Origin of the sequence: Mycobacterium sp. 050134, from assembly GCF_036409085.1 — a bacterium.
Lineage (GTDB): Bacteria > Actinomycetota > Actinomycetes > Mycobacteriales > Mycobacteriaceae > Mycobacterium.
The window spans coordinates 131692-158269 of the sequence record NZ_JAZGLV010000010.1 but is presented as its reverse complement, the minus strand read 5'-3'; the positions used below and the strand labels follow the sequence as shown (position 1 = coordinate 158269).

Genomic DNA, 26578 nt, shown 5'->3' with positions numbered 1-26578 from the left:
AAAGCGCGACCGCGGCGCAATAGGGTGTCGTGGTGCAGCAACATCCCGGCGGGGGATTCAATCCGCCCGAACCGACGACCGGCGGCGGCCCCGACTACGGCCGCTTCGTCGCCGCGGTGCGCAGCCTGCAGGACCACGCCCGCGCCGCCGACGCCCCCGACCCGGTGATCACCGAGGCGGCCGACCTGCTGGAGAAGGTGTCGGCGCTGCTGAGCCCGTACGACGCCGACGAGTGGGCGTCACCGTCGGGGCGCCGGATGGACCTGCCCATGCGAGGCAACATCCTGACCGTCCCGATGTCCGCGCACAAGACCGACGACGGCCGGATCCAGGGGTGGGCGCGCTTCGCCCGGTTTCACCTGGGCCGCAACGGCGCAGTGCACGGCGGGTGCCTCGGCCTGCTGTTCGACACCGTCCTGGGGCTGACGTCGTCGGTGCTCACCGGCGGGCCCTACCAGCGCACGGCCTACCTCAAGATCGATTACCGCCACATCGTGCCGATCGAACAGGAGTTGCAGTTCGATGCGGGTGTCGACCGGGTGGACGGGCGCAAGATCTTCGTGTCGGGCCGGCTGAGCGACGGCGACACGTTGCTGACCGAGGCCGAGGCCCTGTTCGTGCGCCTCAAGCCTGGGCAGCCGTGAGGCGGGCCCACCCCGATAGCATGGCAACGTTCGTCAGCCCCGAGAAGACAATGGAGAACCCCACCTCATGACCGCCCCCGCCGAACCCGCCCAGGGACCCGATGGCGGCGACCCGCAGCGCCCGGCTCAGCCGGGCCTGCGATCGCCGCACACCCCGATCCGGGTGCCCGCCGGGACCACCGCGGGGGCCGCGGTCGGCGAGGCGGGCCTGCCGCGGCGGGGCACGCCGGACGCCGTCGTGGTGGTGCGCGACGCCGAGGGGAAGTTACGCGACCTGAGCTGGGTGCCCGACGTCGACGCGGACGTCGTCCCGGTGGCGGCCAACACCGACGAGGGCCGCAGCGTGCTGCGGCACTCGGCCGCGCACGTGCTGGCTCAGGCGGTGCAGGACCTGTTCCCGGCGGCGAAGCTGGGCATCGGGCCGCCGATCACCGACGGCTTCTACTACGACTTCGACGTGCCCGAGCCGTTCACGCCGGAGAATCTGGCCGCCCTGGAAAAGCGGATGCGCCAGATCATCAAGGACGGCCAGCTGTTCTCCCGGCGCGTCTACGAGTCGAAAGACCAGGCGCGCGCCGAGCTGGCGGGCGAGCCCTACAAGCTCGAACTCGTCGACGACAAGTCCGGCGACCCCGACGTTATGGAGGTCGGTGGTGACGAGCTCACCGCCTATGACAACCTCAATCCCCGCACCCGCGAACGGGTTTGGGGTGACCTGTGCCGCGGCCCGCACCTTCCCACCACCAAGCACATCCCGGCGTTCAAGCTGACCAGGAGCTCGGCCGCCTACTGGCGTGGTGACCAGAAGAACGCCAGCCTGCAACGCATCTACGGCACCGCGTGGGAATCCCAGGAGGCGCTCGATCGCCACCTCGAGCTGATCGAGGAGGCGCAGCGCCGCGATCACCGCAAGCTGGGCGCCGAGCTCGACCTGTTCAGTTTCCCCGACGAAATCGGTTCCGGGCTGGCCGTTTTCCACCCCAAGGGCGGCATCGTGCGCCGGGAGCTGGAGGAGTACTCGCGGCGCAAGCACATCGAGGCCGGATACGAGTTCGTCAACACCCCGCACATCACCAAGGCGCAGCTGTTCCACACGTCGGGCCACCTGGACTGGTACGCCGACGGCATGTTCCCGCCGATGCACCTCGACGCCGACTACAACGACGACGGAACCGTGCGCAAGCCCGGGCAGGACTACTACCTCAAGCCGATGAACTGCCCGATGCACACGCTGATCTTCCGCTCGCGCGGGCGCTCGTATCGCGAACTTCCGTTGCGGCTCTTCGAGTTCGGCACCGTCTACCGCTACGAGAAGTCCGGGGTGGTGCACGGCCTGACCCGGGCGCGCGGGTTCACCATGGACGACTCGCACATCTTCTGCACCCGCGAACAGCTGCACGCCGAGCTCGCGTCGCTGCTGCGGTTCGTGCTCGAGCTGCTCGGCGACTACGGCCTGGAGGACTTCTATCTGGAGCTCTCCACCAAGGATCCGGACAAGTTCGTCGGCTCCGACGAGATCTGGGACGAGGCCACCGCGGCGCTGGCCGACGTCGCCAGGGAGTCCGGCCTGGAGCTGGTTCCCGACCCCGGCGGCGCGGCGTTCTACGGCCCGAAGATCTCGGTGCAGGCCCGCGACGCGCTGGGCCGCAGCTGGCAGATGTCGACCATCCAGGTGGACTTCAACTTTCCCGAGCGCTTTGGACTGGAATATACCGCTGCCGACGGCACCCGGCAGCGGCCGGTGATGGTCCACCGCGCGCTGTTCGGGTCGATCGAGCGGTTCTTCGGCATCCTCACCGAGCACTACGCCGGGGCGTTCCCGGCGTGGCTGGCGCCGGTCCAGGTGGTCGGCGTCCCGGTCGCCGACGAGCACGTGTCATACCTGGAAAGCGTTGCCGCGCAACTGAAGTCGCGGGGAGTGCGCGTCGAGGTGGACGCCAGCGACGATCGGATGGCCAAGAAGATCGTCCACCACACCAACCAGCGGGTGCCCTTCATGCTGCTGGCCGGTGACCGGGACGTCGAGGCCGGGGCGATCAGCTTCCGCTTCGGCGATCGCACCCAGATCAACGGCGTGCCCCGCGACGGCGCGGTGGACGCGATCGTGGGCTGGATCGCCGATCGCCAAAACGCCGCTCCGACGGCCGCTTTGCTGAAAGTGGCCGGCGGTGAGTGATCGGGAACGCGCCGACGGGGCCGCCGACGACACCATCCTCGACAGGGGAGTCGGGGAGCGTGACCACCTGCAGCGGTTGTGGACGCCCTACCGGATGACGTACCTGGCGGAGTCCCCGATGAAGCGGGAGAACGCCGAGCTCTCCCAGCCGTTCACCGAGATCCCGCAGATGTCGGACGAGGAGGGCCTGGTGGTGGCCCGGGGAGACCTGGTCTATGCCGTCCTCAACCTCTACCCGTACAACCCCGGACACCTCATGGTGGTGCCCTATCGGCGGGTGGCCGAGCTCGAGGACCTCAGCACGGACGAGAGCGCCGAGCTGATGGCGTTCACGCAGAAGGCGATTCGCGTCATCAAAGCGGTGTCCTCGCCGCACGGCTTCAACGTCGGCCTGAACCTGGGGCACTCGGCGGGCGGCTCCCTGGCCGAGCACCTGCACGTGCACGTGGTGCCGCGCTGGGGCGGAGACGCGAACTTCATCACCATCATCGGCGGGTCCAAGGTGATCCCGCAGCTGCTGCGGGAGACGCGCCGGCTGCTGGCCACCGAGTGGGCGAAGCAGTCATGAGCAAGGTGCCGTTCCTGTCCCGGGCGGCATTCGCGCGGGTCACCACGCCCACCGCCAGGGCCTGCCTGCGGCTGGGCCTGACTCCGGACCTGGTGACCATCCTCGGCACCACCGGTTCGGTGGCGGGCGCGATCACGCTGTTCCCGCTGGGCAAGCTCTTCGCGGGCAGCTGCGTCGTCTGGTTCTTCGTGCTCTTCGACATGCTCGACGGGGCGATGGCCCGCGAGCGCGGCGGCGGCACCCGCTTCGGCGCGGTCCTGGACGCGACCTGCGACCGGGTCAGCGACGGGGCGGTGTTCTCCGGGCTGGTGTGGTGGATCGCATTCGGTCTGCACGACAAACTGCTGGCGGTGGCTGCCCTGATCTGCCTGGTCACGTCGCAGGTGATCTCCTACATCAAGGCCCGGGCCGAAGCCAGCGGGCTGCGCGGTGACGGCGGCATCATCGAGCGGCCGGAGCGCCTCATCATCGTGCTGGTCGGCGCGGGGGTGTCGGACTTCCCGTTCGTCGCCTGGCCGCCCGCGCTGCCCGTCGCGATGTGGCTGCTGGCGGCGGCCAGCGTGGTCACCTGCGTGCAGCGGGTGCGCACAGTGTGGGCCTCTCCGGGCGCGACGGAGCGCATGCCGTGATTCCCCGATTGAGCGTGGTCACCGCCCCGCGTCGCCTGGTTTCCCAGACCGCGAGCGACTGGGCTTACGCGGCCGGCTGGATGGCGGTGCGGGCCCTGCCGGAGTTCGCCGCGCGCACCGCGTTCGACACCGGCGCGCGTTACGCGGCCCGCCGCGGCGGGCCCGAGCAGCTGCGCAAGAACCTGGCCCGCGTCGTCGGCGTCCCGCCGGCAGAGGTTCCCGACGCGCTGATGCGGGCCTCGCTGGCCTCCTACGGCCGTTACTGGCGCGAGGCGTTCCGCCTGCCGACGATGGACCTCCGCGAACTGGCGCGTGAACTCGACGCGTCGGTCGAGGGCAGCGAAAACATCGACCGGGCGCTGGCGCAGGGGCGCGGGGCGCTGTGCGCCCTGCCGCACAGCGGCAACTGGGACATGGCCGGGGTGTGGCTGGCGCACACCCGCGGTACCTTCACCACCGTCGCCGAACGCCTGCAACCCGAGTCGCTGTACCGGCGGTTCATCTCCTACCGCGAGAGCCTGGGCTTCGAGGTGCTGCCCCTGTCCGGCGGTGAGCGGCCGCCGTTCGACGTGCTGTGCGAGCGGCTGCGCGACAACCGCGTGGTCTGCCTGATGGCCGAGCGCGACCTCACCCGCACCGGCGTACAGGTGGACTTCTTCGACGAGCCCACCCGGATGCCGGCCGGGCCGGCCAAGCTCGCGATCGAGACCGGGGCGGCGCTGCTGCCGGCGCACTGCTGGTTCGAGGACGGGGGCTGGGGCGTGCGGATCTTCCCCGAACTCGACTGCGGCAGCGGCGACGTCGGCGTCGTCACCCAGGCGCTGGCCGACACGTTCGCCACCAACATCGCGGCCCGCCCGGAGGACTGGCACATGCTCCAGCCGCAGTGGCTGGCCGACCTGTCCGCCGAACGGCGGGCGAAGTTGGCCCGGCAGACGGAGCCCTGATGCGGATCGGGATGGTCTGTCCGTACTCGTTCGACGTGCCCGGCGGGGTGCAATCCCATGTCCTGCAACTGGCCGAGGTGATGCACCGGCGCGGCCACGAGGTCAGCGTGCTGGCGCCGTCGTCGCCGCACGCCCGGCTGCCCGACTACGTCGTGTCCGCGGGCCGCGCCGTCCCGATCCCCTACAACGGGTCGGTCGCGCGGCTGCGGTTCGGCCCGGCCACCCATCGCAAGGTCAAGAAGTGGCTCGCCGAAGGCGCTTTCGACGTGCTGCACCTGCACGAGCCCAACGCCCCGAGCCTGTCGATGCTCGCACTGAACATCGCCGAGGGGCCGATCGTCGCGACGTTTCACACGTCGACCACCAAGTCGTTGACGCTGACCGTGTTCCAGGGCATCCTGCGCCCGATGCACGAGAAAATCGTCGGCCGGATCGCGGTGTCGGACCTGGCCCGGCGCTGGCAGATGGAGGCGCTGGGGACCGACGCGGTCGAGATTCCCAACGGCGTGGACGTGGAGTCGTTCAAGTCGGCGCCGCGGCTGGACGGCTACCCCCGCCCCGGCAAGACGGTCCTGTTCCTGGGGCGTTTTGACGAGCCGCGCAAGGGCATGTCGGTGCTGCTGGACGCGCTGCCGGCCGTCGTCGAGCGGTTCGGTGACGTCGAGCTGCTCATCGTCGGCCGCGGCGACGAGGACGAATTGCGCGAACGCGCGGGCGCGGCGGTGGACCACCTGCGTTTCCTCGGGCAGATCGACGACGCCGGCAAGGCGTCGGCGATGCGCAGCGCCGACGTCTACTGCGCGCCCAACACCGGGGGCGAGAGTTTCGGCATCGTCCTGGTCGAGGCCATGGCCGCCGGCACCGCGGTGGTGGCGAGCGATCTGGACGCCTTCCGGCGGGTGCTCGACGACGGCGAGGTCGGGCGCCTCGTGCCCGTCGGGGACGGCGCCGCGCTGGCCGACGCGCTGATCGCCGTCCTGGAGAACGACGCGCTGCGGCAATGCTACGTGGCGGCCGGTGAGCAGGCCGTCCAGCGGTACGACTGGTCGGTGGTGGCCAGCCAGATCATGCGGGTCTACGAGACGGTCGCGGGGTCCGGCACCAAGGTCCAGGTCGCCAGCTGATGACGTGGCTGGCCGTCGCGATCGCGCTGCTGGTCGCGGCCGCGTTGCTGCTGGGCGGCTGGGCCTACCGGACCGCGAACCGGCTGGACCGCCTGCACGTCCGCTACGACCTGTCGTGGCAGGCGCTGGACGGTGCGCTGGCCCGGCGCGCGGTGGTGGCCCGCGCCGTCGCGATCGACGCCTACGGCGGCGCCCCGGAGGGCAGGCGGCTGGCCGCCCTGGCGGACGCCGCGGAGAACGCGCCCCGGCAGGCGCGGGAGTCGCACGAGAACGAGCTCTCGGCGGCCCTGGCGCTCGTCGACCCCGGGTCGCTGCCGGCGGGGCTGATCGCGGAGCTGGCCGACGCTGAGGCCCGGGTGGTGCTGGCCCGCCGTTTCCACAACGACGCCGTCCGCGACACGCTCGCGCTGCGCGAGCGATTCCTGGTGCGCACCCTTCGGCTGGGTGGAACCGCAGCGCTGCCAAGCTATTTCGAGATCGCCGAGCGGTCCCACGCGCTGTCGCACGGCGGTCACGGCGTGCCGAACCATCGCACGTCGGCCCGGGTGGTGCTGCTCGACGAGACGGGCGCCGTGTTGTTGCTGTGCGGGTCGGATCCGGCGATCGCCCATCACGACGCGCCGCGCTGGTGGTTCACGGTGGGCGGCGAAGTGCGCCCCGGCGAGCGGTTGGCGGAGGCCGCCGCGCGCGAGCTGGTCGAGGAGACCGGGCTGCACGTCCAGGCCGTCGACATGGTCGGTCCGGTCTGGCGGCGCGACGAGGTGTTCGAGTTCAACGGCGCGCTGATCGACAGCGAGGAGTTCTTCTTCGTCCATCGCACCCGCCGGTTCGAGCCGTCCTGCCTCGGTCGCACCGAGCTGGAACGGCGCTACATCCACGGCCATCGCTGGTGCGATGCCGCCGAGATAGCGCGGCTGGCGGCGGCCGGTGAGACCGTGTACCCGATGCAGCTCTCCGAGTTGCTCACCGAGGCGGCCGCCGTGGCCGTCGGCCGGGCGCCGGGCCCGCTGCAATCCATCCGCTGAGCCGATCTCGATCAACAGCGGGTCGCAACCCGGTCAATGTCTGACCAGGGCACCGCGTCGCCGTGGGCCAGCTCACACAATTCGTCGGCGTCAGCGCCGGCGCCGAGGCGTGTTGCTGGGCGCCGCCACCCGCTGAGTCTCGCGCGGTCCTCGGTGGAGAATCGGCTGGTTGCCGACCACTACACTGAACGGGCAACACGGGAGCGACGAGACATCACAGAAGAGGTGGCAGTGGATACCGCCGCATCAAACGGCAGTGGCCGGGGAACGGCACGCGTCAAACGTGGCATGGCCGAAATGCTCAAGGGTGGCGTCATCATGGACGTCGTCACACCGGAACAGGCCCGGATCGCCGAGGGCGCCGGCGCCGTCGCGGTGATGGCACTGGAGCGCGTGCCCGCCGACATCCGGGCGCAGGGTGGCGTGTCGCGGATGAGCGATCCCGACATGATCGAGGGCATCATCTCCGCGGTCACGATCCCGGTGATGGCCAAGGCCCGCATCGGCCACTTCGTCGAGGCGCAGATCCTGCAAAGCCTCGGCGTGGATTACGTCGACGAATCCGAGGTTCTGACCCCCGCGGACTACACCAACCACATCGACAAGTGGAAGTTCACGGTGCCGTTCGTGTGCGGCGCGACCAACCTGGGCGAGGCGCTGCGGCGCATCAACGAGGGCGCGGCCATGATCCGGTCCAAGGGTGAGGCCGGGACCGGCGACGTCTCGAACGCGACCACCCACATGCGGGCGATCAGCGGCGAGATCCGGCGCCTGACGTCGTTATCGGAAGACGAATTATTCGTCGCGGCAAAGGAATTGCAGGCCCCGTACGACCTCGTCGCCGAGGTCGCGCGGGCGGGCAAGCTGCCGGTCACCCTGTTCACCGCGGGCGGCATCGCGACGCCGGCCGATGCGGCGATGATGATGCAGCTCGGCGCCGAGGGCGTGTTCGTCGGCTCCGGCATCTTCAAGTCCGGCGCGCCCGAGCACCGCGCCGCCGCCATCGTCAAGGCGACCACGTTCTACGACGACCCGGACGTGCTGGCCAAGGTGTCCCGCGGCTTGGGCGAGCCGATGGTCGGCATCAACGTCGAGGAGCTCGCGCGACCGCACCGCCTGGCCGAACGCGGCTGGTAAGCCGAGGCCTGTCGGTGGCGATCGAAGAGATCCTCGATCTCGAGCAACTCGAGGTCAACATCTACCGCGGCCGCGTGTTCAGCCCCGAGTCCGGATACTTCCAGCGCACCTTCGGCGGTCACGTGGCCGGCCAGTCGCTCGTGTCGGCGGTCCGCACCGTCGACCCGAGCTACCGGGTGCACTCGCTGCACGGCTATTTCCTGCGGCCCGGGAATGCCACCGAGCCCACGGTCTTCATCGTCGAACGCATCCGCGACGGCGGTTCGTTCGCCACCCGGCGCGTCAACGCCATCCAACACGGCGAAACCATCTTCAGCATGGCGGCGTCGTTCCAGGCGCACCAGGAGGGCATCCAACACCAGGACGTCATGCCGGCCGCGCCGCCGCCCGAGGGTCTGCCCGGCCTGGCCTCCATAAAGGTGTTCGACGACGCCGGGTTCAAGCAGTTCGAGGAGTGGGACGTCTGCATCGTGCCGCGCGAGCGGCTGCAGCTGCTGCCCGGCAAGGCATCCCAGCAGCAGGTGTGGTTCCGCCACCGCGACCCGCTGCCGGACGACCCCGTGCTGCACATCTGCGCGCTGGCCTACATGAGCGACCTCACGCTGCTGGGATCGGCGCAGGTGACGCACCTCGACGTGCGCGAGCACCTGCAGGTGGCGTCGCTGGACCACGCGATGTGGTTCATGCGGGCCTTCCGGGCCGACGAGTGGCTGCTCTACGACCAGAGCTCGCCGTCGGCCGGCGGCGGTCGCTCGCTGTGCCAGGGCAAGATTTTCACTCAGTCCGGCGAGATGGTGGCGGCGGTCATGCAGGAGGGGCTGACCCGTTTCCCGCGCGCATTCCAGCCGGACGGGCAATGAGCGCGCCGCGCGTCGGCGTGTTGGCCCTGCAAGGCGACACCCGCGAACATCTCGCGGCGCTTCGGGAGGCCGGCGCGGAGGCGATTCCGGTGCGCCGCCGCGCCGAACTCGAGTCGGTCGACGGGCTGGTCCTGCCCGGCGGGGAGTCGACCACCATCAGCCACCTGCTGCTCGACTTCGACCTGCTCGAGCCGCTGCGCGGACGGCTGGCCGAGGGGCTGCCCGCCTACGGCGCGTGCGCGGGGATGATCCTGCTGGCCAGCGAGATCCTCGACGCGGGCGCGCGGGGCAGACAGGCGCTGCCGCTGCGCGCGATCGATATGACCGTGCGCCGCAACGCTTTTGGGCGCCAGGTCGATTCTTTCGAGGGTGACGTCGAATTCGCGGGTTTCGAGGGCCCGGTGCGCGCGGTGTTCATCCGCGCGCCGTGGGTCGAGCGGACCGGTGACCACGTGCGGGTGCTAGCGAGCGCCGCGGGCCACGCCGTCGCCGTCCGGCAGGGCCCGGTGCTGGCGACCTCGTTTCACCCGGAGGTGACCGGCGACCGGCGCGTCCACCAGTTGTTCGTCGACATCGTCCGGGGCCGGGCCTGACGCGTCGCGCGTCGAACGTGTGGCCTATGGCGGAATTCCGCGCGGATCACGTACGTGGGGCCCACGCTCGGCGCCCACGTAGACTCGTCTGGCGAACTTTCGGAAGACAGAAGAGGTAGAAACAGCGATGAGCGGCCATTCCAAGTGGGCCACCACCAAGCACCAGAAGGCCGTCAAGGACGCGCGCCGCGGCAAGGAGTTCGCCCGGCTGATCAAGAACATCGAGGTCGCGGCCCGCACCGGCGGCGGTGACCCGGCGGGCAACCCCACGCTCTACGACGCCATCCAGAAGGCGAAGAAGACCTCGGTGCCCAACGACAACATCGAGCGGGCCCGCAAGCGGGGTGCCGGCGAGGAGGCCGGCGGTGCCGAATACCAGACGATCATGTACGAGGGCTACGGGCCCAACGGCGTGGCGGTGCTGGTGGAGTGCCTGACCGACAACCGCAACCGCGCCGCCAGTGAGGTGCGGGTGGCGATGACCCGCAACGGCGGCACCATGGCCGATCCCGGCTCGGTGGCCTACCTGTTCACCCGCAAGGGCGTGGTGACCCTCGAGAAGAACGGCCTCACCGAGGACGACGTGCTGGCCGCGGTCCTGGACGCCGGCGCCGAGGACGTCAGCGACCTTGGCGACAGCTTCGAGATCATCTCCGAGCCGACCGACCTGGTCGCCGTGCGCACCGCCCTGCAGGACGCCGGCATCGACTACGACTCGGCGGAGGCGGGCTTCCAGCCCTCGGTGAGCGTGACGCTCGAGGCCGAGGGCGCGCAGAAGGTGATCAAACTGGTCGACGCGCTCGAGGACAGCGACGACGTCCAGAACGTCTACACCAACGCCGACATCCCGGACGAGGTCCTGGCCCAGATCGACGCCTGAGGCGGGTCGGCGTCACCGTCAAAGCGCTACTCGTAGCCGTGCCGCATGTCCTCGACGATGCGCGGGTTCTCCAGCGTCGACGGGTCCAGCGCGCGCGGCCCGGAGTCCGACGAGAACACCGTGGCGGCGTCGAGCACGCGCTGGTTGAGGAAGCGCAGCGGCGGAGCGTCGGGCGGCATCGTCGGGGTGGGCGGGGCGGCCGCGCGCGACGCCAGGGCGAAGCCCCAGTCGCCGAAGGTCGGCACGTGCACGTGGTACGGGGTGACGGCGTAACCGGCCGCCCGCACCGACGACACCGTGCGCCAGAACGCGGCGGGCGTCGAGAACGGGCTGCCCGCCTGCACGACCATCAACCCGCCCGGGGCCAGCGCGTGCGCGACCAGCGCGTAGAACTCGGTTGAGTACAGCCGGCCCAGCACGGGGGTGTCGGGGTCGGGCAGGTCGACGAGGATCGCGTCGAACCGGTCGACGGCGCCCCGGCGCAGCCAGGTCATCGCGTCGTCGATGATGACGGCCACCCGCGGGTTGTCGAGCGCGCCCCCGTTGGCCTCCCGCATCGTGGTGCGAGCCAGCGCGATCACCTCCGGATCGAGTTCCACCTGCACGATCTTCTGCACCCCCGGCTGGCGCAGCAGCTCGCGGGCGGCCAGCCCGTCGCCGCCGCCCAGCACGAGCACCGAGCGCGCGCCGGCGCCGAGCGCGGGGTAGACGAGGCTCTCGGTGTACCGGTATTCGTCGCGGGTGGAGAACTGCAGGCCCCCGTCGAGGTAGAGCCGCATGTCGGTGCCGCGCCGGGTCACCACGATCTCCTGGTAGGGCGTGTGGCGGTAGGCGATGATCGGGTCGGCGTACAGCCGCTGCCTGCTCGTCGTCTCCACATCGGCCGACCGCACCAGCAGCGTCGCCAGGACCGCGAGCGCCGCGACGAGCGCGCACAGCGCCGTCGCCAGCTGCCGGACCGACACCACCCGCCGCAGCAGGAACACCGCGACCACGGCCGCGGCCGCCAGGTTGATGATCCCGGTCGCCGCGGCGCCCCGGATCATGCCCAGCTGCGGCAGCAGGACGAACGGCCACACCAGCCCGCCCAGCAGCGCCCCGAGGTAGTCGGCGGCGTTGAGGTTGGCGAGCGTGCGGCCGGTGTCGGCGGGCCCGGCGGTGCGCCCGCGCTGCAGCAGCGTCATCAGCAACGGCACCTCGGCGCCCACTAGGCCGCCGATCAGGGCGGTGCTCACGGCCAGCACCCACGTCGACTCGTCGTCGATGAACGCGAACACGGCGTAGAGCGCCGCGGCGGACAGGCCGCCGACGACGCCCAGCAGCGCCTCGACGGCGATGAACGCGATGGCCGCGTGGGCGAGCAGTGGCTTGGCCAGCAACGCTCCGGCGCCCAGGGCGGCGATGTAGCCGGCGACGATCAGCGAGGTGGCGACGATCCCGCCGCCGTTGAGGCTGGCCGAGAGGGTGAGCAGGGCCAGCTCGTAGACGATTCCGCAGGCCGCGCACGCGGCGACGGCGGCGAGGAGCACGGCCCGCCAGCGGCCGGACGACTCGGTCATGAGATGGCCGCGGCGATGACCCCTCCGACGGCCACCAGCATGGTGGCCGTCGCGAAAGCGGCCGGGTGGAGCTCCGGCTCGTCGACGTGCTCGCGGAAGTGGCCCGGAACGGCGACCTGCACGATGAGCAGGGCGCCGCCCTGCAGCAACACGCCGACCAGCCCGTAGACCGCCACGCCGACGAGCCCCTGGCCCAGCTGGCTGTAGCTGCTGGCGATCGCGCTGATGATGACGATGGCGAGCGCGACGTACATCGCCGAGGCCAGCACGACGGCGTTGGGCCGCCGGTCGATGAAGACCAGTTGGCGCAGGTTGCCGGGGGTCAGCACGTCGACCATCAGGAAGCCGGCGATCAGTACGCCGACGCCCACCAGGAAGTAGAGGACTACGGCGACCACGCCCTGGGCGATCGTGCCGAAGTTGAAGGCCCCGAAATCGAGGGCCGCGAGGTTGAGCGCCAACATGGGGATTTCCTTTCGAGGGTTACTTGATCCCCCCTGGACCGCCTGGGCTTCCCCCGCCGCCGCCCGCTGGGGATCCGGGCGTGAACCCCGGCCCCAGGAAGACGAACCCGCCGTGGCTGTATCGGGCGCCCAGGCCTTCGACGCGGATGCTGCACGGACGCTGACCGTCGGGTTCGACGATGACGATGTCGCCGCTGTAGCGCAGGTACTGGCCGTCGCCGTTGGCCGCGCGCGCCGCGGGGGCCTGGTAGCGGGCGAGCGTGTCGGCAACCTGCTGTGGCGTCCCGGTGCATTCGTAGCGGGTGCCGTCCGGGTCGCGGGAGTACTCGCGATAATGGGCGGCGATGTATGAGTCGATGTCCTTGTGCAGCAACAGGATTCCGGGAATCAGGCACGCGATGGCGGCGGCCGCCAGGCCACCGGCGACCAGGAGGAGGCGGTTGCGGGTCACGGGTGCCACCGGCTCGCGGTGTGCACCACCATGCCGCCGGATGGGCCGGGGTAGAGGTGCCAGGTCTGCCACCGCCAGCCGGCGCCGTCGGGTTCGGCGGCCAGCGCGGTGAGCGCGGCGTCGTCGCCGGGGAAGGTGCCGCCCAGCCAGGCGCGCTCCCGCACGCACCGGGCTCGTAGCTCGCGCGCGATCCGCCGAAAGGAGTCCTCGTCGTGCGTGTCGGTGCGCGATTCGAGGTGGTAGCCGGGCGCGTCGGTGCGCTCCGGCAGCCGATCCCCGGCGCTGGGCGCGGTGCAGCTGACCTGCTCGGTGAAGCGCCCACTGCCGTGCTCGACGGCGACGATGTGCGAGGCGCCGAGAACCCCGAGCATCAGCATCCCGCCGCGCGGATGGGCGAGCCGGCAGGTCGCCAGGGGCGGCGGCGCGGGGGCGTTGAGCGCCAGCCGCAGCGCCCGGCCGGACACGTCCGCCGGGGTCACGGCGAGCTGATGAAGCGGCACCGTCGGGGTCCTAGGGGGAGGCGGGCGCGGGATACACCGTGAGCTCGCCGGTCCGCACCGGCTTGCCCGTCGATATCTCCCACGGGGTGTCGGGGGCCCAGCGCTCGAACGAGAGCAGCGCGCTCCCGTCGGCATTGGCGCAGTCCAGGAATTCCATCTCCCCGCCCGCGGGCAGGCCGGTCGTCCCTTCGGTGGTGTACGACGCCCGGCCGCGTTCGGACTCGTGGAACGTCACGCCGTCGACGACGTAGTGCTCACCCGGCTGCAGCGTCAGGTCCTTGCGGGTCACCCACATGACCAGCTCGAGGCGCCCGTCGTCCTCCTCCACGCTGAACCAGACCGGCTGGTCGCCGCCCTCCAGAAGATGCTCCCACCACACGAAGGGCCCCTCGCGGAACGTCACCGAGCCCCGCACCACGTAGTCGACGCCGCCGTAGCTAACGATCGCGCCCGGGCCGAGCTGGCGCGGGCCGAACTGGGCCGGCGCCGCGTCGAACGACAGCGGATCCTGGCGCGTGCGTCCCGGCGTGGGTGCCTTGGGTCGGCGCAACGCCACCACGAGGACGGCGATCGCCGCGATGAACAACGCCGCGGCGATCACGACCAGCACTGTTCCCACGGACCAGCCTTCCGCCCCCGGCTTGAGCAACGTGCGCTATAAGTTAACAGCTTTACGCCGACACACCGGCCGACTGACGAAGAATGGTCGGACCCAGCGGCTAGCCTATCGAACAGTTGTTCTACAGGCGGGAGCGGTAATGCGGGTGATGGGTGTCGACCCCGGGCTGACCCGGTGCGGCTTGTCCGTGGTGGAAAGCGGGCGCGGGCGCAGCGTGGTCGCGCTGGACGTCGACGTGGTGCGCACGCCGTCGGACGCGGCGCTGCCGATGCGGCTGCTGGCCATCAGCGACGCGGTCGAGCACTGGCTGGACACCCACCGGCCGGACGTGATCGCGATCGAGCGGGTGTTCTCCCAGCTGAACGTGACCACCGTGATGGGCACGGCGCAGGCCGGCGGGGTGATCGCGCTGGCCGCGGCGAGGCGCGGGCTCGACGTCTACTTCCACACGCCGACGGAGGTCAAGGCCGCGGTCACCGGCAACGGCACCGCCGACAAGGCGCAGGTCACCGCCATGGTCACCAAAATCCTTGCGCTGCAAGCCAAGCCGACACCGGCCGACGCGGCCGACGCGCTCGCGCTGGCGATCTGCCACTGCTGGCGGGCGCCGATGCTCGCGCGGCTGGCCGAGGCCGAGGCGGTGGCCGCCCGCCAGCGGCAGGCCTACCAGGCGAAGCTCAAGGCGCAGCTGAAGGCGGCGCGATGATCGCCTCGGTGCGCGGTGAGGTGCTCGCGGTGGCGCTCGACCACACGGTGATCGAGGCCGCCGGCGTGGGTTACCGCGTGAACGCGACGCCGTCCACGCTGGCGACCTTGCGCACGGGCAGCGAGGCCCGGCTGATCACGGCGATGATCGTCCGCGAGGACTCCATGACGCTGTACGGGTTCGCCGACGCCGAGGCGCGGAACCTGTTCCTGACGCTGATGTCGGTGTCGGGGGTGGGCCCGCGGCTGGCCATGGCGACGCTGGCCGTGCACGACGCCGCGGCGCTGCGGCAGGCGCTGCACGACGGCGACGTGGCGGCGCTGACCAGGGTGCCCGGCATCGGCAAGCGCGGCGCCGAGCGGATGGTGCTGGAGTTGCGTGACAAGATCGGCGCCCCGGGCGCCGGGGGAGCGGCGGCGAGCGCGGCGTCCAACGGCCACGCGGTGCGCGGTCCCGTGGTCGAGGCGCTGATCGGACTCGGGTTTCCGGCCAAGCAGGCCGAGGAGGCCACCGATAAGGTGCTGGCCGACGAGCAGGCCCCGACAACGTCCGGCACATTGCGGGCCGCCCTCTCGGTGCTGGGTAAGTCCCGATGAGCCGCGATTTTTCGGAGGAGCCGCCGGACCGGGACGTATCGCCGGCGTTGACCGTCGGCGAGGGCGACATCGACGTCAGCCTGCGCCCCCGGTCGTTGGGCGAGTTCATCGGCCAGCCGCGGGTGCGCGAGCAGCTGCAGCTGGTCATCGAGGGGGCGAAGAACCGCGGTGGCACACCGGACCACATCTTGCTGTCCGGTCCGCCCGGGCTGGGCAAGACGTCGCTGGCGATGATCATCGCCGCCGAGCTGGGCTCCTCGTTGCGCGTGACGTCCGGTCCGGCCCTGGAGCGCGCCGGCGACCTGGCCGCCATGCTGTCGAACCTCGTCGAGCACGACGTGCTGTTCATCGACGAGATCCACCGCATCGCCCGGCCGGCCGAGGAGATGCTCTACCTGGCGATGGAGGACTTCCGGGTCGACGTGGTGGTGGGCAAGGGCCCGGGCGCTACCTCGATCCCGCTGGAGGTCGCACCGTTCACCCTGGTCGGGGCGACCACGCGGTCCGGCGCGCTGACCGGCCCGCTGCGCGACCGGTTCGGCTTCACCGCGCACATGGACTTCTACGAGCCGGCTGAGCTGGAGCGCGTGCTGGCCCGGTCGGCGGGGATCCTCGGCATCGAGCTGGGCGAGGACGCCGGCGCCGAGATCGCCCGCCGCTCCCGCGGAACGCCGCGCATCGCCAACCGGTTGCTGCGCCGTGTCCGCGACTACGCCGAGGTGCGCGCCGACGGGATCATCACCCGCGACGTCGCCAAGTCCGCCCTCGCGGTGTACGACGTCGACGAGCTCGGCCTGGATCGGCTGGATCGGGCGGTGCTCTCGGCGCTGACCCGCAGCTTCGGCGGCGGCCCGGTCGGGGTGTCGACGCTCGCGGTCGCCGTCGGCGAAGAGGCGGCGACGGTCGAGGAGGTGTGCGAGCCTTTCCTGGTGCGCGCCGGCATGATCGCGCGCACCCCGCGCGGCCGGGTGGCCACCCCGCAGGCCTGGACACACCTCGGCATGACGCCGCCCGTCGGCGCGAGCCAACCGGGGCTGTTCGAGTAGCGGGCGGGTCGCCGCCATAATCTTCAGTGGCGATCGTGAGCGCGGCGGAGCCGGGCGAAGCGGGTCGCCACCATAGTCTTCAGTGGCGATCGTGAGCGCGGCGGAGCCGGGCGAAGCGGGTCGCCGCCATAATCTTCAGTGGCGATCGTGAGCGCGGCGGAGCCGGGCGAAGCGGGTCGCCACCCAAAGTGTCAGTCGGCTAGGAGGACGCGATGATCAACGCCGGGTTGGTATTCGCCGGGCTGGCCGCCCTGCTGCACGTCTACATCTTCATCATGGAGTCCCTGACCTGGACCTCCCCGCGCACCCGCGCGACGTTCGGCACGACGCCCGAGGAGGCCGAGACCACCAAGCTCCTCGCCTTCAACCAGGGCTTTTACAACCTCTTCTTGGCGATCATCACCGCCGTCGGCATCGCCACGGTGTCCATCGGGCATCACGTCGTCGGTGCCACCCTCATCCTCGCCGGCGCCGGCTCGATGGCCGCGGCCGCGGTGGTGCTCCTGGTGTCCGCGCCGGACAAGGCCAGGGCAGCCCTGGTCCAGGGCATTTTTCCGGCCCTTTCCATCGCGCTGCTGCTCCTCGGCGTGCGCTGACGACTCGGCGCGGGTTACTTCCCGGGGGCCGGGGGTACCCATCGGGAGCCGGAAAACGGCCCGGCTTCTACCGAGGAGATGTCATGAAACACGCAGAATACGACCGCCCACGCGCGCTGAGTATGCCGCGCTCGCGCGGTGCGATCAGTGGATTGCTCCTGGTCGTCCTGGGCGCGTGGGGCGCCCTGATCCCGTTCGTCGGCCCCCGCTTCAATTTCGCGTACACGCCCGACAAGGACTGGGCGTGGAGTTCGGCCCGCGGCTGGCTCGAGGTGCTGCCGGGAGCGGCGACCGTGGTCGGCGGCCTGCTGCTGATCGCCGCCGGCAATCGCGTCGCCGCGATGCTGGGCGGCTGGCTGGCCGTGCTGGCCGGTGCGTGGTTCGTGGTGGGGGAGCAGGTGGCGCCGCTGCTGGGGATTGGTTCGGCTGGTGACCCGATCGCCGCCACCGAGCGCAAGCGGGCGCTGCTCGAAGTTTCCTACTTCGACGGGCTGGGCGCGCTGATCATCTTCGTCGGCGGGGTGGTGCTGGCGCGCACCGCGGTCCGGCTGGCGCGCGACGTGGCGCCCATGACCGCGGCGCCGCCGGCCGCGGCGGCGGGGGCCGAGCCGTATCAGGAGTCGCTGGAGGAGCCGGTCTCCTCCGGCGCGCTGACTAGGCCGCGGATGGGCGGGTACGAGTCGGCGGAGGCCCGGCCCAAGCGCGGCTGGCGTCGCCAGCGCGCCGGCGCGGGTTCGGGCGCCGCGTACCTGCGCTGGCCGCACCCGCAGGGCTGACCCGAGACAAAGCAATCGCCCGGCCCCTGAAGGGGCCGGGCGATCTGCTGTTCGCCGAAGCTGTCAGAGCAGCCCGAGCAGCTGCAGGTCGGCGATGTACTTGACGATGATCGGCGGCGAGACGTGCGGGATGTCCTTGTCCGGCCCGATCTTCGCCTCCTGCACGGCCGCGCGGAACCGGTCGGTCGGCGCCATCGAGCCGCGGAGCGGCTTCTCCGGCCGCTGGTAGTTGTGCAGCAGCGGCAGCAGCGAGTACTGGCGCTGGCGCTCGGGCAGGGCCCGTATCGACCCTTCGAAACGGCGCAGCCAGTCGCCATAGTCGGCGATGCGCTGGACCGAGTACCCGGCGTCGACCAGCCAGTCAACGTACTCGTCGAGGCCGATGCCGTCGTCGTACGGGTTCATCACGTGGTACGTGTCGTAGCCCTCCCGCGGACTCAGCGTGGAGATCGCGGCGGCGATGAACTCGACCGGCAGGCCGTCGTAGTGGGCCCGCTGCCGATTCCCGTTCTCGTCGAGCTCGTAGAACGAGCCGGGCGCGATGCCGGTCGCCACCACGCTCAGCATCAGCCGGGTGAACATGTCCGGCAGGTTGAGCTGGCCGGCGTAGGTGGTGTCGGCCAGGATCATGTCGCAGCGGAACACCGCGACCGGCAAGCCGCACAGGTCGTGGGCCTCGCGCAGCAACACCTCGCCCGCCCACTTGCTGGTGCCGTAGCCGTTGGCGTAGTTGTCGTTGATCTGGCGCGTCGCGCTGATCTGCCGGACGTCGGCGTCCTCGACGAACCGGCCCGGCTGGATCTGGTCGCCCACGCCGATCGTCGACACGTAGGCGTACGGCTTGATCTTCGAGGTCAGCGCGATGCGGATCAGCTCCGCGGTGCCCAGCGCGTTGGGGCCGAACAGCTCGCTGTACGGCAGCACGTGGTTGACCAGGGCCGCCGGGTCGACGATCAGGTCGACCGTGTCGGCCAGCCGCCGCCACGTCTGCGCGTCCAGGCCGAGGTTGGCCTCGCCCTTGTCGCCGGCGATGACCTCGAGGTGGTCGGCCGCCAGCGCCCGGTAGTGCTCGAGCAGCCGGGGATCACCACTGTCGAACGTCTTGTCCAGCCGGGCGCGGGCCTCCTCGTCGGACTTGGCGCGCACCAGGGCGATCACCTTGCCGTCGACCAGGTCCATCCGCTCCAGCCATTCCAGCGCCAGGTAGCGGCCGAGGAAACCCGTGGAGCCCGTCAGGAGCACCGTGCGCACCTCGGCGGCGGCCTTGGGCAGGCTCGGCGCCGCGGACAACACCTCCGCGTCGAGGAACTTGTCCAGCGTCAGGTCGCTCGCGTGCACCTCGGTCGCGCCGCGACCGTGCACCCCGCCATGAACCGAAGCGAACGTCGGCCGCTTGGTGCCCTGCCGCTCGGCCTCGATGTAGCGGGCGATCGCCGCCAGGTCGTTGGCCGGGCTGACGATGACGCCCACCGGCACGTCCAGGTCGAAGATCTCCCGCAGCAGGTTGCCGAACGTCAACGCCGACAGGGAATCTCCGCCCAGGTCGGTGAAGCGCGCGTCGGGGGACAGCTCGCTGGCCGCGGTGCCCAGCATGGCCGCCGCGGCGCGGCTGACGGTCTGCAGCACGGGTGCGTCCGCACCGCTGCGCCGCAGCTCGGCCAGCTCGTTGGCCTGGCCCTCGGCCAGCTGGGCGTAGAGCTGCTCCAGCCGCTCGCCGTAGTGCTGCTTCAGCTTCGGCCACGCCAGCTTGCGGATGCCGGTCAGCAGGCCGTTCTCCAGGCTGAACGGCGTGGTCTCGATGATGAAGTCGCGGGGCACCTCGTAGGACTGCAGGCCGCTCTGCCGGGCGACGTTCTGCAGCGAGTCGGCGATCTGCGGCTTGAGCGCGTCAACTGGCCAGCGCCGCAACGCTTCTTCGGTGGGCACCACGACAGCCAACAGGTAGGGCTGCGAGCTGTTGCCGTAGACGTAGATCTGGCGAACGAGCGGGCTGGTGCCGAACTCCGCCTCCAGCTTGGCCAGCGTGACGAACTCGCCCTGGGCGAGCTTGAGCACGTTGTTGCGGCGGTCGACGTACACCAGGCGGTCGGGCGCCACCTCGGCGAACACGTCGCCGGTGCGGTAGTACCCGTCCTCGTCGAAGACGCCGGCGGTGGTCTCGGCCCGCTTGTAGTAGCCCGGGAACATGTTCTGGGTCCGCAGCAGCAGCTCGCCGCGCGGGTACGGCCGGTCGGTGGCGAAGTAGCCCAGGTCCGGCACGTCGACCAGCTTGTAGTCGACGACCGGCGGCCGCTGGATCTCGCCGTCGAACAGCACCATGCCGGCCTCGGTGGAGCCGTAGCCGTCCAGCAGGTCCATCTGCAGCAGCGACACGACCCAGTTGCGCAGCTCCGGCGAGGTGGGCGCCGAGCCCGTCATCGCGAAGATGAACCGGCCGCCCAGCAGGTACCGGCGCTGTTCCTCGAGCACCTGCTCCTCGACGGCCGCGCGGTCGGCGTCGTCGGTCAGCCTGCGCTCGACCTGGCGCTGGAATTCGCCGAACAGCGTCTCCCAGATGCGCGGGACGAAGTTCAGCTCGGTGGGCCGCACCAGCTCGAGGTCCTCGAGCAGGGTGGACAGGTCGCTCTTGGCCGCGAAGTAGGCGGTGCCGCCGTTGCCGAGCGTGCCGTACAGGATGCCGCGCCCCATGACGTGGCTCATCGGCATGAAGTTGAGGGTGATCGACGCGGCGCTCTCACCGAACCAGTTCTTGCTGCCCCGGCGCCACATCTTGCCGACGTTGCTCGCGGGATACATCGCGCCCTTGGGGGCGCCGGTGCTGCCCGAGGTGTAGATCAGCAGGGCCAGCGGGTCGTCCTCCGGCAGTTCCGGGAGCGCCGCACCGGCCAGCGTCTCGCCGCGCTCGAGGACGTCGGCGAGCGTCTCGACGGTGACCGCGGTGTCGGCCAGCCGCCCGCGGGCGGCCTCAACGGCCTCGCGCTGGTCGTCGACCTCGGGGTGGTAGTCGAACACCACCAGGTGGCGGGGGGCGGGCCCGCTCAGGATCAGCTCCACCGCTTCGGGCAGTTGGTTGACGCTGGACGCAAGCACGCTCGGCTCGGTCTCGACGACGATCGGGTGCAGCTGGGCCAGCGCCGCGCTGGTCTGCAGCGGAACGGATACTGCCCCGACCTGGCCCAGCGCCATGTCGATGGTGGCGTAGTCGACACTGTTGAAGCCCAGCACACAGACCCGATCACCCGGCCGCACGGGGCCCTCGGCGAGGGCCCGCGCCAGCGCGCCGACGCGTTCGCCGAGCTCGCCGTAGCTGATCGTCTCGTAGCGGGAGACCAGCTCGAGCGTGGTGCGCCCGGTCTGCGGGTCCTTGACGAACTCCACCACGCGCTGTCCCAGCGCCGGCCGGTCCGCGTAGCCGTCCAGCACCTTCCGGACGATCCGCGGCAGCGACAGCCCGGGCTCCTCCAGGGAGTTGGTGAGGTCGGAGTTGGGGCGAGCCGCGGCGAACTGCGGGTCGGTGGCGGTCAGCTCATCGATGCGGCGGGCAAGTCGCTCGTCGGTGTTCGGTGTGGTCATAAGCGGTTCCTTACCAATGAAAATTACGTTGCTTCGCGACGAATGCGCTGACAAATAGAACGTTAGCTAAAGTAATGGTATTCCGCCATGGTGCACCGCGAGCGCGATTGTGATATTGCCCACCGGGGGCGTCGCCGCGATCCCTGGGTCTAGAGGTCGTGCAGAAGGTTGCCGACCAGCTCGAGTCCTTCGCTCAGCAGCTCGTCGGTGATGGTTAGCGGGGGCAGCAGGCGGATGATGTTGCCGAACATGCCGCAGGTCAACACGATGACCCCGGCCGCGTGCGCGGCCATGGACCACTTCTTGGCCAGTTCCGCGTCCGGGTCGGCGGAGCCCGATTTCACCAACTCGACGGCGATCATCGCCCCGCGGCCGCGGACTTCGCCGATTCGGTCGTCGCCTGCCTGCAACCGGAGCAGCGGTTCGGTGATCAGCCGTTCCAGTCGTCGCGCCCGTTCGACGAGGCCGTCGTTCTCGATGGTTTCGATGGTGGCCAGCGCCGCGGCACAGGCGACGGGGTTTCCGCCGAACGTGCCCCCCAAACCGCCGACGTGCGACGCATCCATGATTTCGGCGCGGCCGGTGACGGCCGACAGCGGCAGCCCGTCGGCGATGCCCTTGGCCGTGCAGATCAGGTCGGGTTCGATCCCCTCGTGTTCACAGGCGAACATCGCGCCGGTGCGCGCGAACCCGGTCTGCACCTCGTCGGCGATGAACACCACCCCGTTGTCGCGGCACCAGGTGAGCAGGGTCGGCAGGAAGCCCTCGGCCGGCACGATGAATCCGCCCTCGCCGGCGATCGGCTCGATGATGACGGCGGCGAGGTCGTCGGCGCCGACCTGGCTCTCGATGATGGTGATGGCGCGGGCGGCGGCCTTCTCGCCGTCGGTGGCCAGCTCCTTGTCGAGCAGTCCGTCGCGGAAGGGGTAGGACATCGGCGCCCGGTAGATCTCGGGTGCGAACGGGCCAAAGCCGCTCTTGTAGGGCTTGGACTTAGCGGTGAGCGCCATGGCCAGGTTGGTGCGGCCGTGATAGGCGTGGTTGAACGCCACCACGGCGGGCTTGCGGGTGTAGGAGCGGGCGACCTTGACCGCGTTCTCGACCGCCTCGGCGCCGGAATTGAACAGGACCGAGCGCTTTTCGCCGGAGCCGGGAGTGAGCCGGTTGAGGTGCTCGGCGACGGCGACGTACTGCTCGTACGGGGTGACCATGAAGCAGGTGTGAGTGAACTCGGCCACCTGGGCGCGCACCGCCTCGACGACGCGCGGCGACGAGTTGCCGATCGTGGTGACCGCGATGCCGGACGTTAGGTCGATGAGCCGGTTGCCATCGACGTCCTCGACGATGCCGCCGCCGGCGCGCGCGGCCCATACCGGCATGGAAACGTTCACGCCGGCTGGGACGGCCGCGGCGCGGCGCTTGGTCAGTTCCAGCGATGCGGGACCGGGGATTTCGGTGACCAACTTGCGGCTTTGCTCGAGGCTGGCCACTGTCATCCTCCTCACCGCGGCGCGTGCCGCGTCGCGGTTAAAGCCTAGCGGTCGGCTCCGCCCAGCGGCCTGCCAAACTGGACGGGCACACTGGACCGAGGGATTGCCGATACGAAAGACGGGTCGATGCAGAGTTTGGTTCTGTTCCTGCCGTTCCTGCTCATCATGGGCGGCTTCATGTTCTTCGCGTCGCGGCGCCAGCGGCGCGCGATGCAGGCCACCATCGACCTCCACGAGTCGCTGCGGCCGGGTGACCGGGTGCACACCACCTCGGGCCTGGAGGCGACGGTCGTCTCGATCGCGGACGAGACCGTCGAACTCGAGATCGCGCCCGGGGTGGTGACCACCTGGATGAAGCTGGCCGTCCGCGACCGCATCGTCCCCGACACCGACGAGGACGAGTCGGAGAACGGCGCCGGTGCCGACGAGACCCCGGTCATCAAGGATTCCTGACGGGAATTGCCGACCGACGGGGCGCCGACGGGGACCACGTAGGCTCTGTCGGGATTGCGAACCGATTCTCGAGCAGAAGGGAAGGACCGTGGCATCGTCTCCGGCGCCGGTGCACCCTGCCCGCTACCTGTCCGTGTTCGTCTTGTTGCTCGTCGGTGTGTACCTGTTGGTGTTCCTCACGGGCGACAAGCGGGCCGCGCCCAAGCTCGGCATCGACCTGCAGGGCGGCACCCGCGTCACGCTGACCGCCCGCACGCCGGACGGCTCCGCCCCGAGCCGGGAGGCGTTGGCGCAGGCGCAGCAGATCATCAGCTCCCGGGTCAACGGTCTCGGCGTCTCCGGCTCCGAGGTCGTCGTAGACGGTGACAACCTGGTCATCACGGTGCCCGGCAGCGACGGCAACGAGGCCCGCAACCTCGGGCAGACCGCCCGCCTCTACATCCGGCCGGTGATTCAGGCTGTCCCGGCGCAAAGCGCCCCGCCCAAGGCGCCGCGTCAGCCCGCCGGCGCGCCGCCGCCCGGCGCTCCCGCCGCCCCGGGCGCTCCCGGCGCGCCGCCGCCCGGTCTCGCGCCGGAGCCCGCACCTCCCGGCCAGCCGGCGCCCGGCCAGCCCGCGCCCGGCCAGCCGGCCCCGCAGCCGCGGCCCTACCCCCAGGACCCGCCGCCCGGTCCCGGGCCCAGCCCGGCGCCGCCTCCGGCGCCCGGTCCCGCCCCCGGAGCGCCGGCCGGGGAGGCGCCGCCGCCGATCCAGCCCCCGGACCCGCGCAAGGAACTCGCCGAGCGCATCGCCGAGGAGAAGAACCTGCGGCAGAGCACCCGTCAGGGCGTGCAGTACATCGCCCTGCAGTTCGAGGCGACCCAATGCGACAAGACCGACATCCTCGCCGGCAACGACGACCCGAAGCTGCCGCTGGTCACCTGTTCCACCGACCACAAGGCGGCGTATCTGCTGGGCCCGTCGATCATCAGCGGTGACCAGATCGAGGACGCCACGTCGTCGCTGAACCAGCGCGGCATCGGCTACGTCGTCGACGTGCAGTTCAAGCCGGCCGCCGCGAACGTTTGGGCCGACTTCACCGCCGCCCACGTCGGCGAGCAGACGGCGTTCACCCTGGACTCCCAGGTTGTCAGCGCCCCCCGCATCAACGAGGCGATCCCCGGCGGTCGCACCCAGATCAGCGGCGGTGACCCGCCATTCAGCGCGGCCACCGCCCGCCAGCTGGCCAATGTCCTGAAGTACGGGTCGCTGCCGCTGTCGTTCGAGTCGTCCGAGGCGCAGACGGTTTCGGCGACGTTGGGGCTGACCTCGCTCCGGGCCGGCCTCATCGCGGGCGCGATCGGGTTGCTGCTGGTGCTGCTGTACTCGCTGCTGTACTACCGGGTGCTCGGGTTGCTCACAGCGTTGTCGCTCACCGCATCGGGCGCCATGATCTTCGCGATCCTGGTGTTGCTGGGCCGGTACATCAACTACACCCTGGACCTGGCCGGGATCGCGGGTTTGATCATCGGCATCGGCACCACGGCCGACTCGTTCGTGGTGTTCTTCGAACGCATCAAAGACGAGATCCGCGAGGGTCGTTCGTTCCGGTCGGCGGTGCCGCGGGGATGGGTGCGCGCCCGCAAGACGATCGTGTCCGGCAACGCCGTGACCTTCCTGGCCGCGGCGGTGCTGTACTTCCTGGCGATCGGTCAGGTTAAGGGCTTCGCGTTCACGTTGGGCCTCACCACGATCCTCGACCTGGTGGTGGTGTTCCTGGTGACCTGGCCGCTGGTCTACCTGGCGTCGAAGTCTCCGACGCTGGCCAAGCCGAGGTACAACGGCCTGGGGGCCGTTCAGCAGGTCGCCCGCGAACGCCGGGCGTCGGCGGTTGTGAAGACGGGACGGGGTAGCGCATGACGGCCTCCGAGGCCCCCAAGACTGTGGACGGCGTGGCGTCGACCGCCGGCGGCGACCAGCCGCGCCACGGCTTCCTGTCGCGGCTGTACACCGGCACCGGCGCGTTCGAGGTGATCGGGCGCCGCAGGCTCTGGTACGGCATCAGCGGGGCGATCGTGGCGATCGCCATCGTCAGCATCGTCGTTCGCGGCTTCGCGTTCGGGATCGACTTCAAGGGCGGCACCACGGTGTCGATGCCGGCCGCGGGCGCGACCGGCACGGTGCAGACCTCGCAGGTGACCGACGTCTTCCGCAAGGCCCTCGGCAACGATCCCGAATCGGTGGTCGTCGTCGGCAGCGGCGCGTCGGCGACGGTGCAGATCCGCTCCGAGACGCTGACCAACGACCAGACGGCCAAGCTGCGCAACGCCCTGTACGACGCCTTCAAGCCCAAGGGCGCCGACGGCAAGCCCAGCAAGCAGGCCATCAGCGACTCGGCGGTGTCGTCGACGTGGGGCGGTCAGATCACCAAGAAGGCGCTGATCGCGCTGGTGGTGTTCTTGGCGCTGGTCGGCCTGTACATCACCGTGCGCTACGAGCGCTACATGGCGATCTCGGCGCTGACGACCATGTGCTTCGACTTGACCGTCACCGCGGGCGTCTACTCCCTGGTCGGCTTCGAGGTCAGCCCCGCCACCGTCATCGGGCTGCTGACGATCCTCGGCTTCTCCCTGTACGACACCGTCATCGTCTTCGACAAGGTGGAGGAGAACACCCAGGGCTTCCAGCACACCACGCGGCGCACGTTCGCCGAACAGGCCAACCTGGCGATCAACCAGACGTTCATGCGCTCGATCAACACCAGCCTGATCTCGGTGCTGCCGATCCTGGCGCTGATGGTGGTGGCGGTGTGGCTGCTCGGCGTCGGCACTCTGAAAGACCTGGCCCTGGTGCAGCTCGTCGGCATCCTGGTCGGCACGTACTCGTCGATCTTCTTCGCCACCCCGCTGCTGGTGACGCTGCGGGAGCGCACCGAGCTGGTGCGCGCCCACACCCGGCGGGTGCTGCGGCGGCGCAGCCCCGGCTCGCGGGGCGCCGGCGAAGCCGCGGAAGCCGCCGACACCGCCGACACCGCCGAGCCGGACGCCGAAACCACCGAGCGGGAGCCCGTCGACGCCGCCGCGGAGCCAGACAAGCCGGCGCCGAGCAAGCCGGCGCCCGGTGCGCGCCCGGTGCGGCCGACGGGAGCCCGGCACCCGAGCGGCAAGCGAAACGCCGGCCGGCGGTAGG

General features: G+C 70.6%; 26 protein-coding genes. 19 read left to right on the top strand and 7 right to left on the bottom strand.

Features of this window, described 5'->3' with window-relative positions:
• Positions 1-32: 32 nt before the first annotated feature.
• The 11 genes from SKC42_RS14195 (at position 33) to SKC42_RS14145 (ending at position 10583) form a co-directional block, all read left to right on the top strand.
• Positions 33-644, top strand: coding sequence for a PaaI family thioesterase (locus tag SKC42_RS14195; RefSeq protein ID WP_442932139.1), 612 nt, complete (start codon positions 33-35; stop codon positions 642-644).
• 67 nt (positions 645-711) lie between these two features.
• Positions 712-2820: a threonine--tRNA ligase gene (gene thrS / locus SKC42_RS14190; protein WP_330964937.1), complete on the top strand. Its 2109-nt coding sequence runs from the start codon at positions 712-714 to the stop codon at positions 2818-2820.
• Positions 2813-3388, top strand: coding sequence for an HIT family protein (locus SKC42_RS14185; RefSeq protein WP_330964936.1), 576 nt, complete (start codon positions 2813-2815; stop codon positions 3386-3388). Before thrS ends, SKC42_RS14185 begins: the two co-directional genes overlap by 8 nt.
• The gene (gene pgsA / locus SKC42_RS14180; protein WP_330964935.1) at positions 3385-4017 is read left to right on the top strand and encodes a phosphatidylinositol phosphate synthase; all 633 of its coding nucleotides are present in this window, start codon (positions 3385-3387) and stop codon (positions 4015-4017) included. Before SKC42_RS14185 ends, pgsA begins: the two co-directional genes overlap by 4 nt.
• A complete protein-coding gene (locus tag SKC42_RS14175; RefSeq protein ID WP_330964934.1) occupies positions 4014-4964 on the top strand; it encodes a phosphatidylinositol mannoside acyltransferase in 951 nt (316 codons plus the stop codon). Before pgsA ends, SKC42_RS14175 begins: the two co-directional genes overlap by 4 nt.
• Positions 4964-6088 carry a glycosyltransferase family 4 protein gene (locus SKC42_RS14170; protein ID WP_330964933.1) on the top strand — a complete coding sequence of 375 codons (1125 nt, stop codon included), beginning with the start codon at positions 4964-4966 and terminating at the stop codon, positions 6086-6088. The genes SKC42_RS14175 and SKC42_RS14170 overlap by 1 nt, the downstream gene beginning before the upstream one ends.
• On the top strand, positions 6088-7113 hold the full coding sequence (locus SKC42_RS14165) for an NUDIX hydrolase (RefSeq protein WP_330964932.1): 1026 nt from the start codon (positions 6088-6090) through the stop codon (positions 7111-7113). The genes SKC42_RS14170 and SKC42_RS14165 overlap by 1 nt, the downstream gene beginning before the upstream one ends.
• Before the next feature lie 231 nt (positions 7114-7344).
• Positions 7345-8250, top strand: a complete 906-nt coding sequence (pdxS, locus tag SKC42_RS14160; RefSeq protein ID WP_330964931.1) for a pyridoxal 5'-phosphate synthase lyase subunit PdxS — start codon at positions 7345-7347, stop codon at positions 8248-8250.
• A gap of 14 nt (positions 8251-8264) precedes the next feature.
• Complete coding sequence (gene tesB, locus SKC42_RS14155) at positions 8265-9110, top strand: acyl-CoA thioesterase II (RefSeq protein WP_330964930.1); 846 nt, start codon at positions 8265-8267, stop codon at positions 9108-9110.
• On the top strand, positions 9107-9703 hold the full coding sequence (gene pdxT / locus SKC42_RS14150; RefSeq protein ID WP_330964929.1) for a pyridoxal 5'-phosphate synthase glutaminase subunit PdxT: 597 nt from the start codon (positions 9107-9109) through the stop codon (positions 9701-9703). Before tesB ends, pdxT begins: the two co-directional genes overlap by 4 nt.
• 127 nt (positions 9704-9830) lie before the next feature.
• The gene (locus SKC42_RS14145) at positions 9831-10583 is read left to right on the top strand and encodes a YebC/PmpR family DNA-binding transcriptional regulator (RefSeq protein ID WP_330964928.1); all 753 of its coding nucleotides are present in this window, start codon (positions 9831-9833) and stop codon (positions 10581-10583) included.
• 26 nt (positions 10584-10609) lie between these two features.
• Here the strand turns inward: SKC42_RS14145 and SKC42_RS14140 are convergent, their stop codons facing one another.
• Genes SKC42_RS14140 through SKC42_RS14120 form a run of 5 tightly spaced genes read right to left on the bottom strand, consistent with a single transcriptional unit; the run spans position 10610 to position 14176 of the window.
• The gene (locus SKC42_RS14140) at positions 10610-12142 is read right to left on the bottom strand and encodes a polyamine aminopropyltransferase (RefSeq protein WP_330964927.1); all 1533 of its coding nucleotides are present in this window, start codon (positions 12140-12142) and stop codon (positions 10610-10612) included.
• Positions 12139-12606, bottom strand: coding sequence for a DUF350 domain-containing protein (locus SKC42_RS14135; RefSeq protein ID WP_330964926.1), 468 nt, complete (start codon positions 12604-12606; stop codon positions 12139-12141). The genes SKC42_RS14140 and SKC42_RS14135 overlap by 4 nt, the downstream gene beginning before the upstream one ends.
• A 19-nt stretch (positions 12607-12625) precedes the next feature.
• A complete protein-coding gene (locus SKC42_RS14130) occupies positions 12626-13057 on the bottom strand; it encodes a DUF4247 domain-containing protein (protein ID WP_330964925.1) in 432 nt (143 codons plus the stop codon).
• Entirely contained in the window at positions 13054-13557 is a 504-nt protein-coding gene (locus SKC42_RS14125; protein WP_330964924.1) for a DUF2617 family protein, read from the bottom strand. The genes SKC42_RS14130 and SKC42_RS14125 overlap by 4 nt, the downstream gene beginning before the upstream one ends.
• 10 nt (positions 13558-13567) lie before the next feature.
• Positions 13568-14176: a DUF4178 domain-containing protein gene (locus SKC42_RS14120; protein ID WP_330964923.1), complete on the bottom strand. Its 609-nt coding sequence runs from the start codon at positions 14174-14176 to the stop codon at positions 13568-13570.
• A 139-nt stretch (positions 14177-14315) separates the two neighbouring features.
• Here SKC42_RS14120 and ruvC point away from each other — a divergent pair, with 139 nt between their 5' ends.
• From ruvC to SKC42_RS14095, 5 genes are all read left to right on the top strand, one after another.
• The gene (gene ruvC / locus SKC42_RS14115) at positions 14316-14882 is read left to right on the top strand and encodes a crossover junction endodeoxyribonuclease RuvC (RefSeq protein WP_330964922.1); all 567 of its coding nucleotides are present in this window, start codon (positions 14316-14318) and stop codon (positions 14880-14882) included.
• Positions 14879-15478 (top strand): Holliday junction branch migration protein RuvA, encoded by a 600-nt coding sequence (gene ruvA / locus SKC42_RS14110; RefSeq protein WP_330964921.1) that lies wholly within the window; start codon positions 14879-14881, stop codon positions 15476-15478. The genes ruvC and ruvA overlap by 4 nt, the downstream gene beginning before the upstream one ends.
• Positions 15475-16524, top strand: coding sequence for a Holliday junction branch migration DNA helicase RuvB (ruvB, locus tag SKC42_RS14105; protein WP_330964920.1), 1050 nt, complete (start codon positions 15475-15477; stop codon positions 16522-16524). Before ruvA ends, ruvB begins: the two co-directional genes overlap by 4 nt.
• Positions 16525-16736: 212 nt before the next feature.
• Positions 16737-17120: a DUF1304 domain-containing protein gene (locus SKC42_RS14100; protein WP_330964919.1), complete on the top strand. Its 384-nt coding sequence runs from the start codon at positions 16737-16739 to the stop codon at positions 17118-17120.
• Between the two features lie 83 nt (positions 17121-17203).
• Positions 17204-17896: a hypothetical protein gene (locus SKC42_RS14095; RefSeq protein WP_330964918.1), complete on the top strand. Its 693-nt coding sequence runs from the start codon at positions 17204-17206 to the stop codon at positions 17894-17896.
• Positions 17897-17959: 63 nt separating this feature from the next.
• Here SKC42_RS14095 and car read toward each other — a convergent pair whose 3' ends face one another.
• Both car and gabT read right to left on the bottom strand, forming a co-directional pair.
• Positions 17960-21469 carry a carboxylic acid reductase gene (gene car, locus SKC42_RS14090; RefSeq protein ID WP_330964917.1) on the bottom strand — a complete coding sequence of 1170 codons (3510 nt, stop codon included), beginning with the start codon at positions 21467-21469 and terminating at the stop codon, positions 17960-17962.
• 149 nt (positions 21470-21618) lie between these two features.
• Positions 21619-22959 (bottom strand): 4-aminobutyrate--2-oxoglutarate transaminase, encoded by a 1341-nt coding sequence (gene gabT / locus SKC42_RS14085; RefSeq protein WP_330964916.1) that lies wholly within the window; start codon positions 22957-22959, stop codon positions 21619-21621.
• A gap of 126 nt (positions 22960-23085) precedes the next feature.
• On the opposite strand from gabT, the gene yajC reads away from it, so the two are divergent.
• The 3 genes from yajC (at position 23086) to secF (ending at position 26577) form a co-directional block, all read left to right on the top strand.
• The gene (gene yajC / locus SKC42_RS14080; RefSeq protein WP_330964915.1) at positions 23086-23412 is read left to right on the top strand and encodes a preprotein translocase subunit YajC; all 327 of its coding nucleotides are present in this window, start codon (positions 23086-23088) and stop codon (positions 23410-23412) included.
• An 88-nt stretch (positions 23413-23500) separates the two neighbouring features.
• A complete protein-coding gene (gene secD / locus SKC42_RS14075; protein ID WP_330964914.1) occupies positions 23501-25309 on the top strand; it encodes a protein translocase subunit SecD in 1809 nt (602 codons plus the stop codon).
• Positions 25306-26577, top strand: a complete 1272-nt coding sequence (secF, locus tag SKC42_RS14070; protein ID WP_330964913.1) for a protein translocase subunit SecF — start codon at positions 25306-25308, stop codon at positions 26575-26577. Before secD ends, secF begins: the two co-directional genes overlap by 4 nt.
• The last annotated feature ends 1 nt before the right edge of the window (position 26578 follow it).

Excerpts from the sequence above, each read along its gene's own strand:
- ruvC (WP_330964922.1), top strand. The coding sequence starts at position 14,316 with ATGCGGGTGATGGGTGTCGACCCCGGGCTGACCCGGTGCGGCTTGTCC.
- thrS (WP_330964937.1), top strand. The coding sequence starts at position 712 with ATGACCGCCCCCGCCGAACCCGCCCAGGGACCCGATGGCGGCGACCCG.
- SKC42_RS14145 (WP_330964928.1), top strand. The coding sequence starts at position 9,831 with ATGAGCGGCCATTCCAAGTGGGCCACCACCAAGCACCAGAAGGCCGTC.
- SKC42_RS14170 (WP_330964933.1), top strand. The coding sequence starts at position 4,964 with ATGCGGATCGGGATGGTCTGTCCGTACTCGTTCGACGTGCCCGGCGGG.
- secF (WP_330964913.1), top strand. The coding sequence starts at position 25,306 with ATGACGGCCTCCGAGGCCCCCAAGACTGTGGACGGCGTGGCGTCGACC.
- pgsA (WP_330964935.1), top strand. The coding sequence starts at position 3,385 with ATGAGCAAGGTGCCGTTCCTGTCCCGGGCGGCATTCGCGCGGGTCACC.
- SKC42_RS14100 (WP_330964919.1), top strand. The coding sequence starts at position 16,737 with ATGATCAACGCCGGGTTGGTATTCGCCGGGCTGGCCGCCCTGCTGCAC.
- ruvA (WP_330964921.1), top strand. The coding sequence starts at position 14,879 with ATGATCGCCTCGGTGCGCGGTGAGGTGCTCGCGGTGGCGCTCGACCAC.
- car (WP_330964917.1), bottom strand. The coding sequence starts at position 21,469 with ATGACCACACCGAACACCGACGAGCGACTTGCCCGCCGCATCGATGAG.
- pdxT (WP_330964929.1), top strand. The coding sequence starts at position 9,107 with ATGAGCGCGCCGCGCGTCGGCGTGTTGGCCCTGCAAGGCGACACCCGC.
- yajC (WP_330964915.1), top strand. The coding sequence starts at position 23,086 with ATGCAGAGTTTGGTTCTGTTCCTGCCGTTCCTGCTCATCATGGGCGGC.
- ruvB (WP_330964920.1), top strand. The coding sequence starts at position 15,475 with ATGAGCCGCGATTTTTCGGAGGAGCCGCCGGACCGGGACGTATCGCCG.
- SKC42_RS14095 (WP_330964918.1), top strand. The coding sequence starts at position 17,204 with ATGAAACACGCAGAATACGACCGCCCACGCGCGCTGAGTATGCCGCGC.
- SKC42_RS14135 (WP_330964926.1), bottom strand. The coding sequence starts at position 12,606 with ATGTTGGCGCTCAACCTCGCGGCCCTCGATTTCGGGGCCTTCAACTTC.
- SKC42_RS14140 (WP_330964927.1), bottom strand. The coding sequence starts at position 12,142 with ATGACCGAGTCGTCCGGCCGCTGGCGGGCCGTGCTCCTCGCCGCCGTC.
- SKC42_RS14165 (WP_330964932.1), top strand. The coding sequence starts at position 6,088 with ATGACGTGGCTGGCCGTCGCGATCGCGCTGCTGGTCGCGGCCGCGTTG.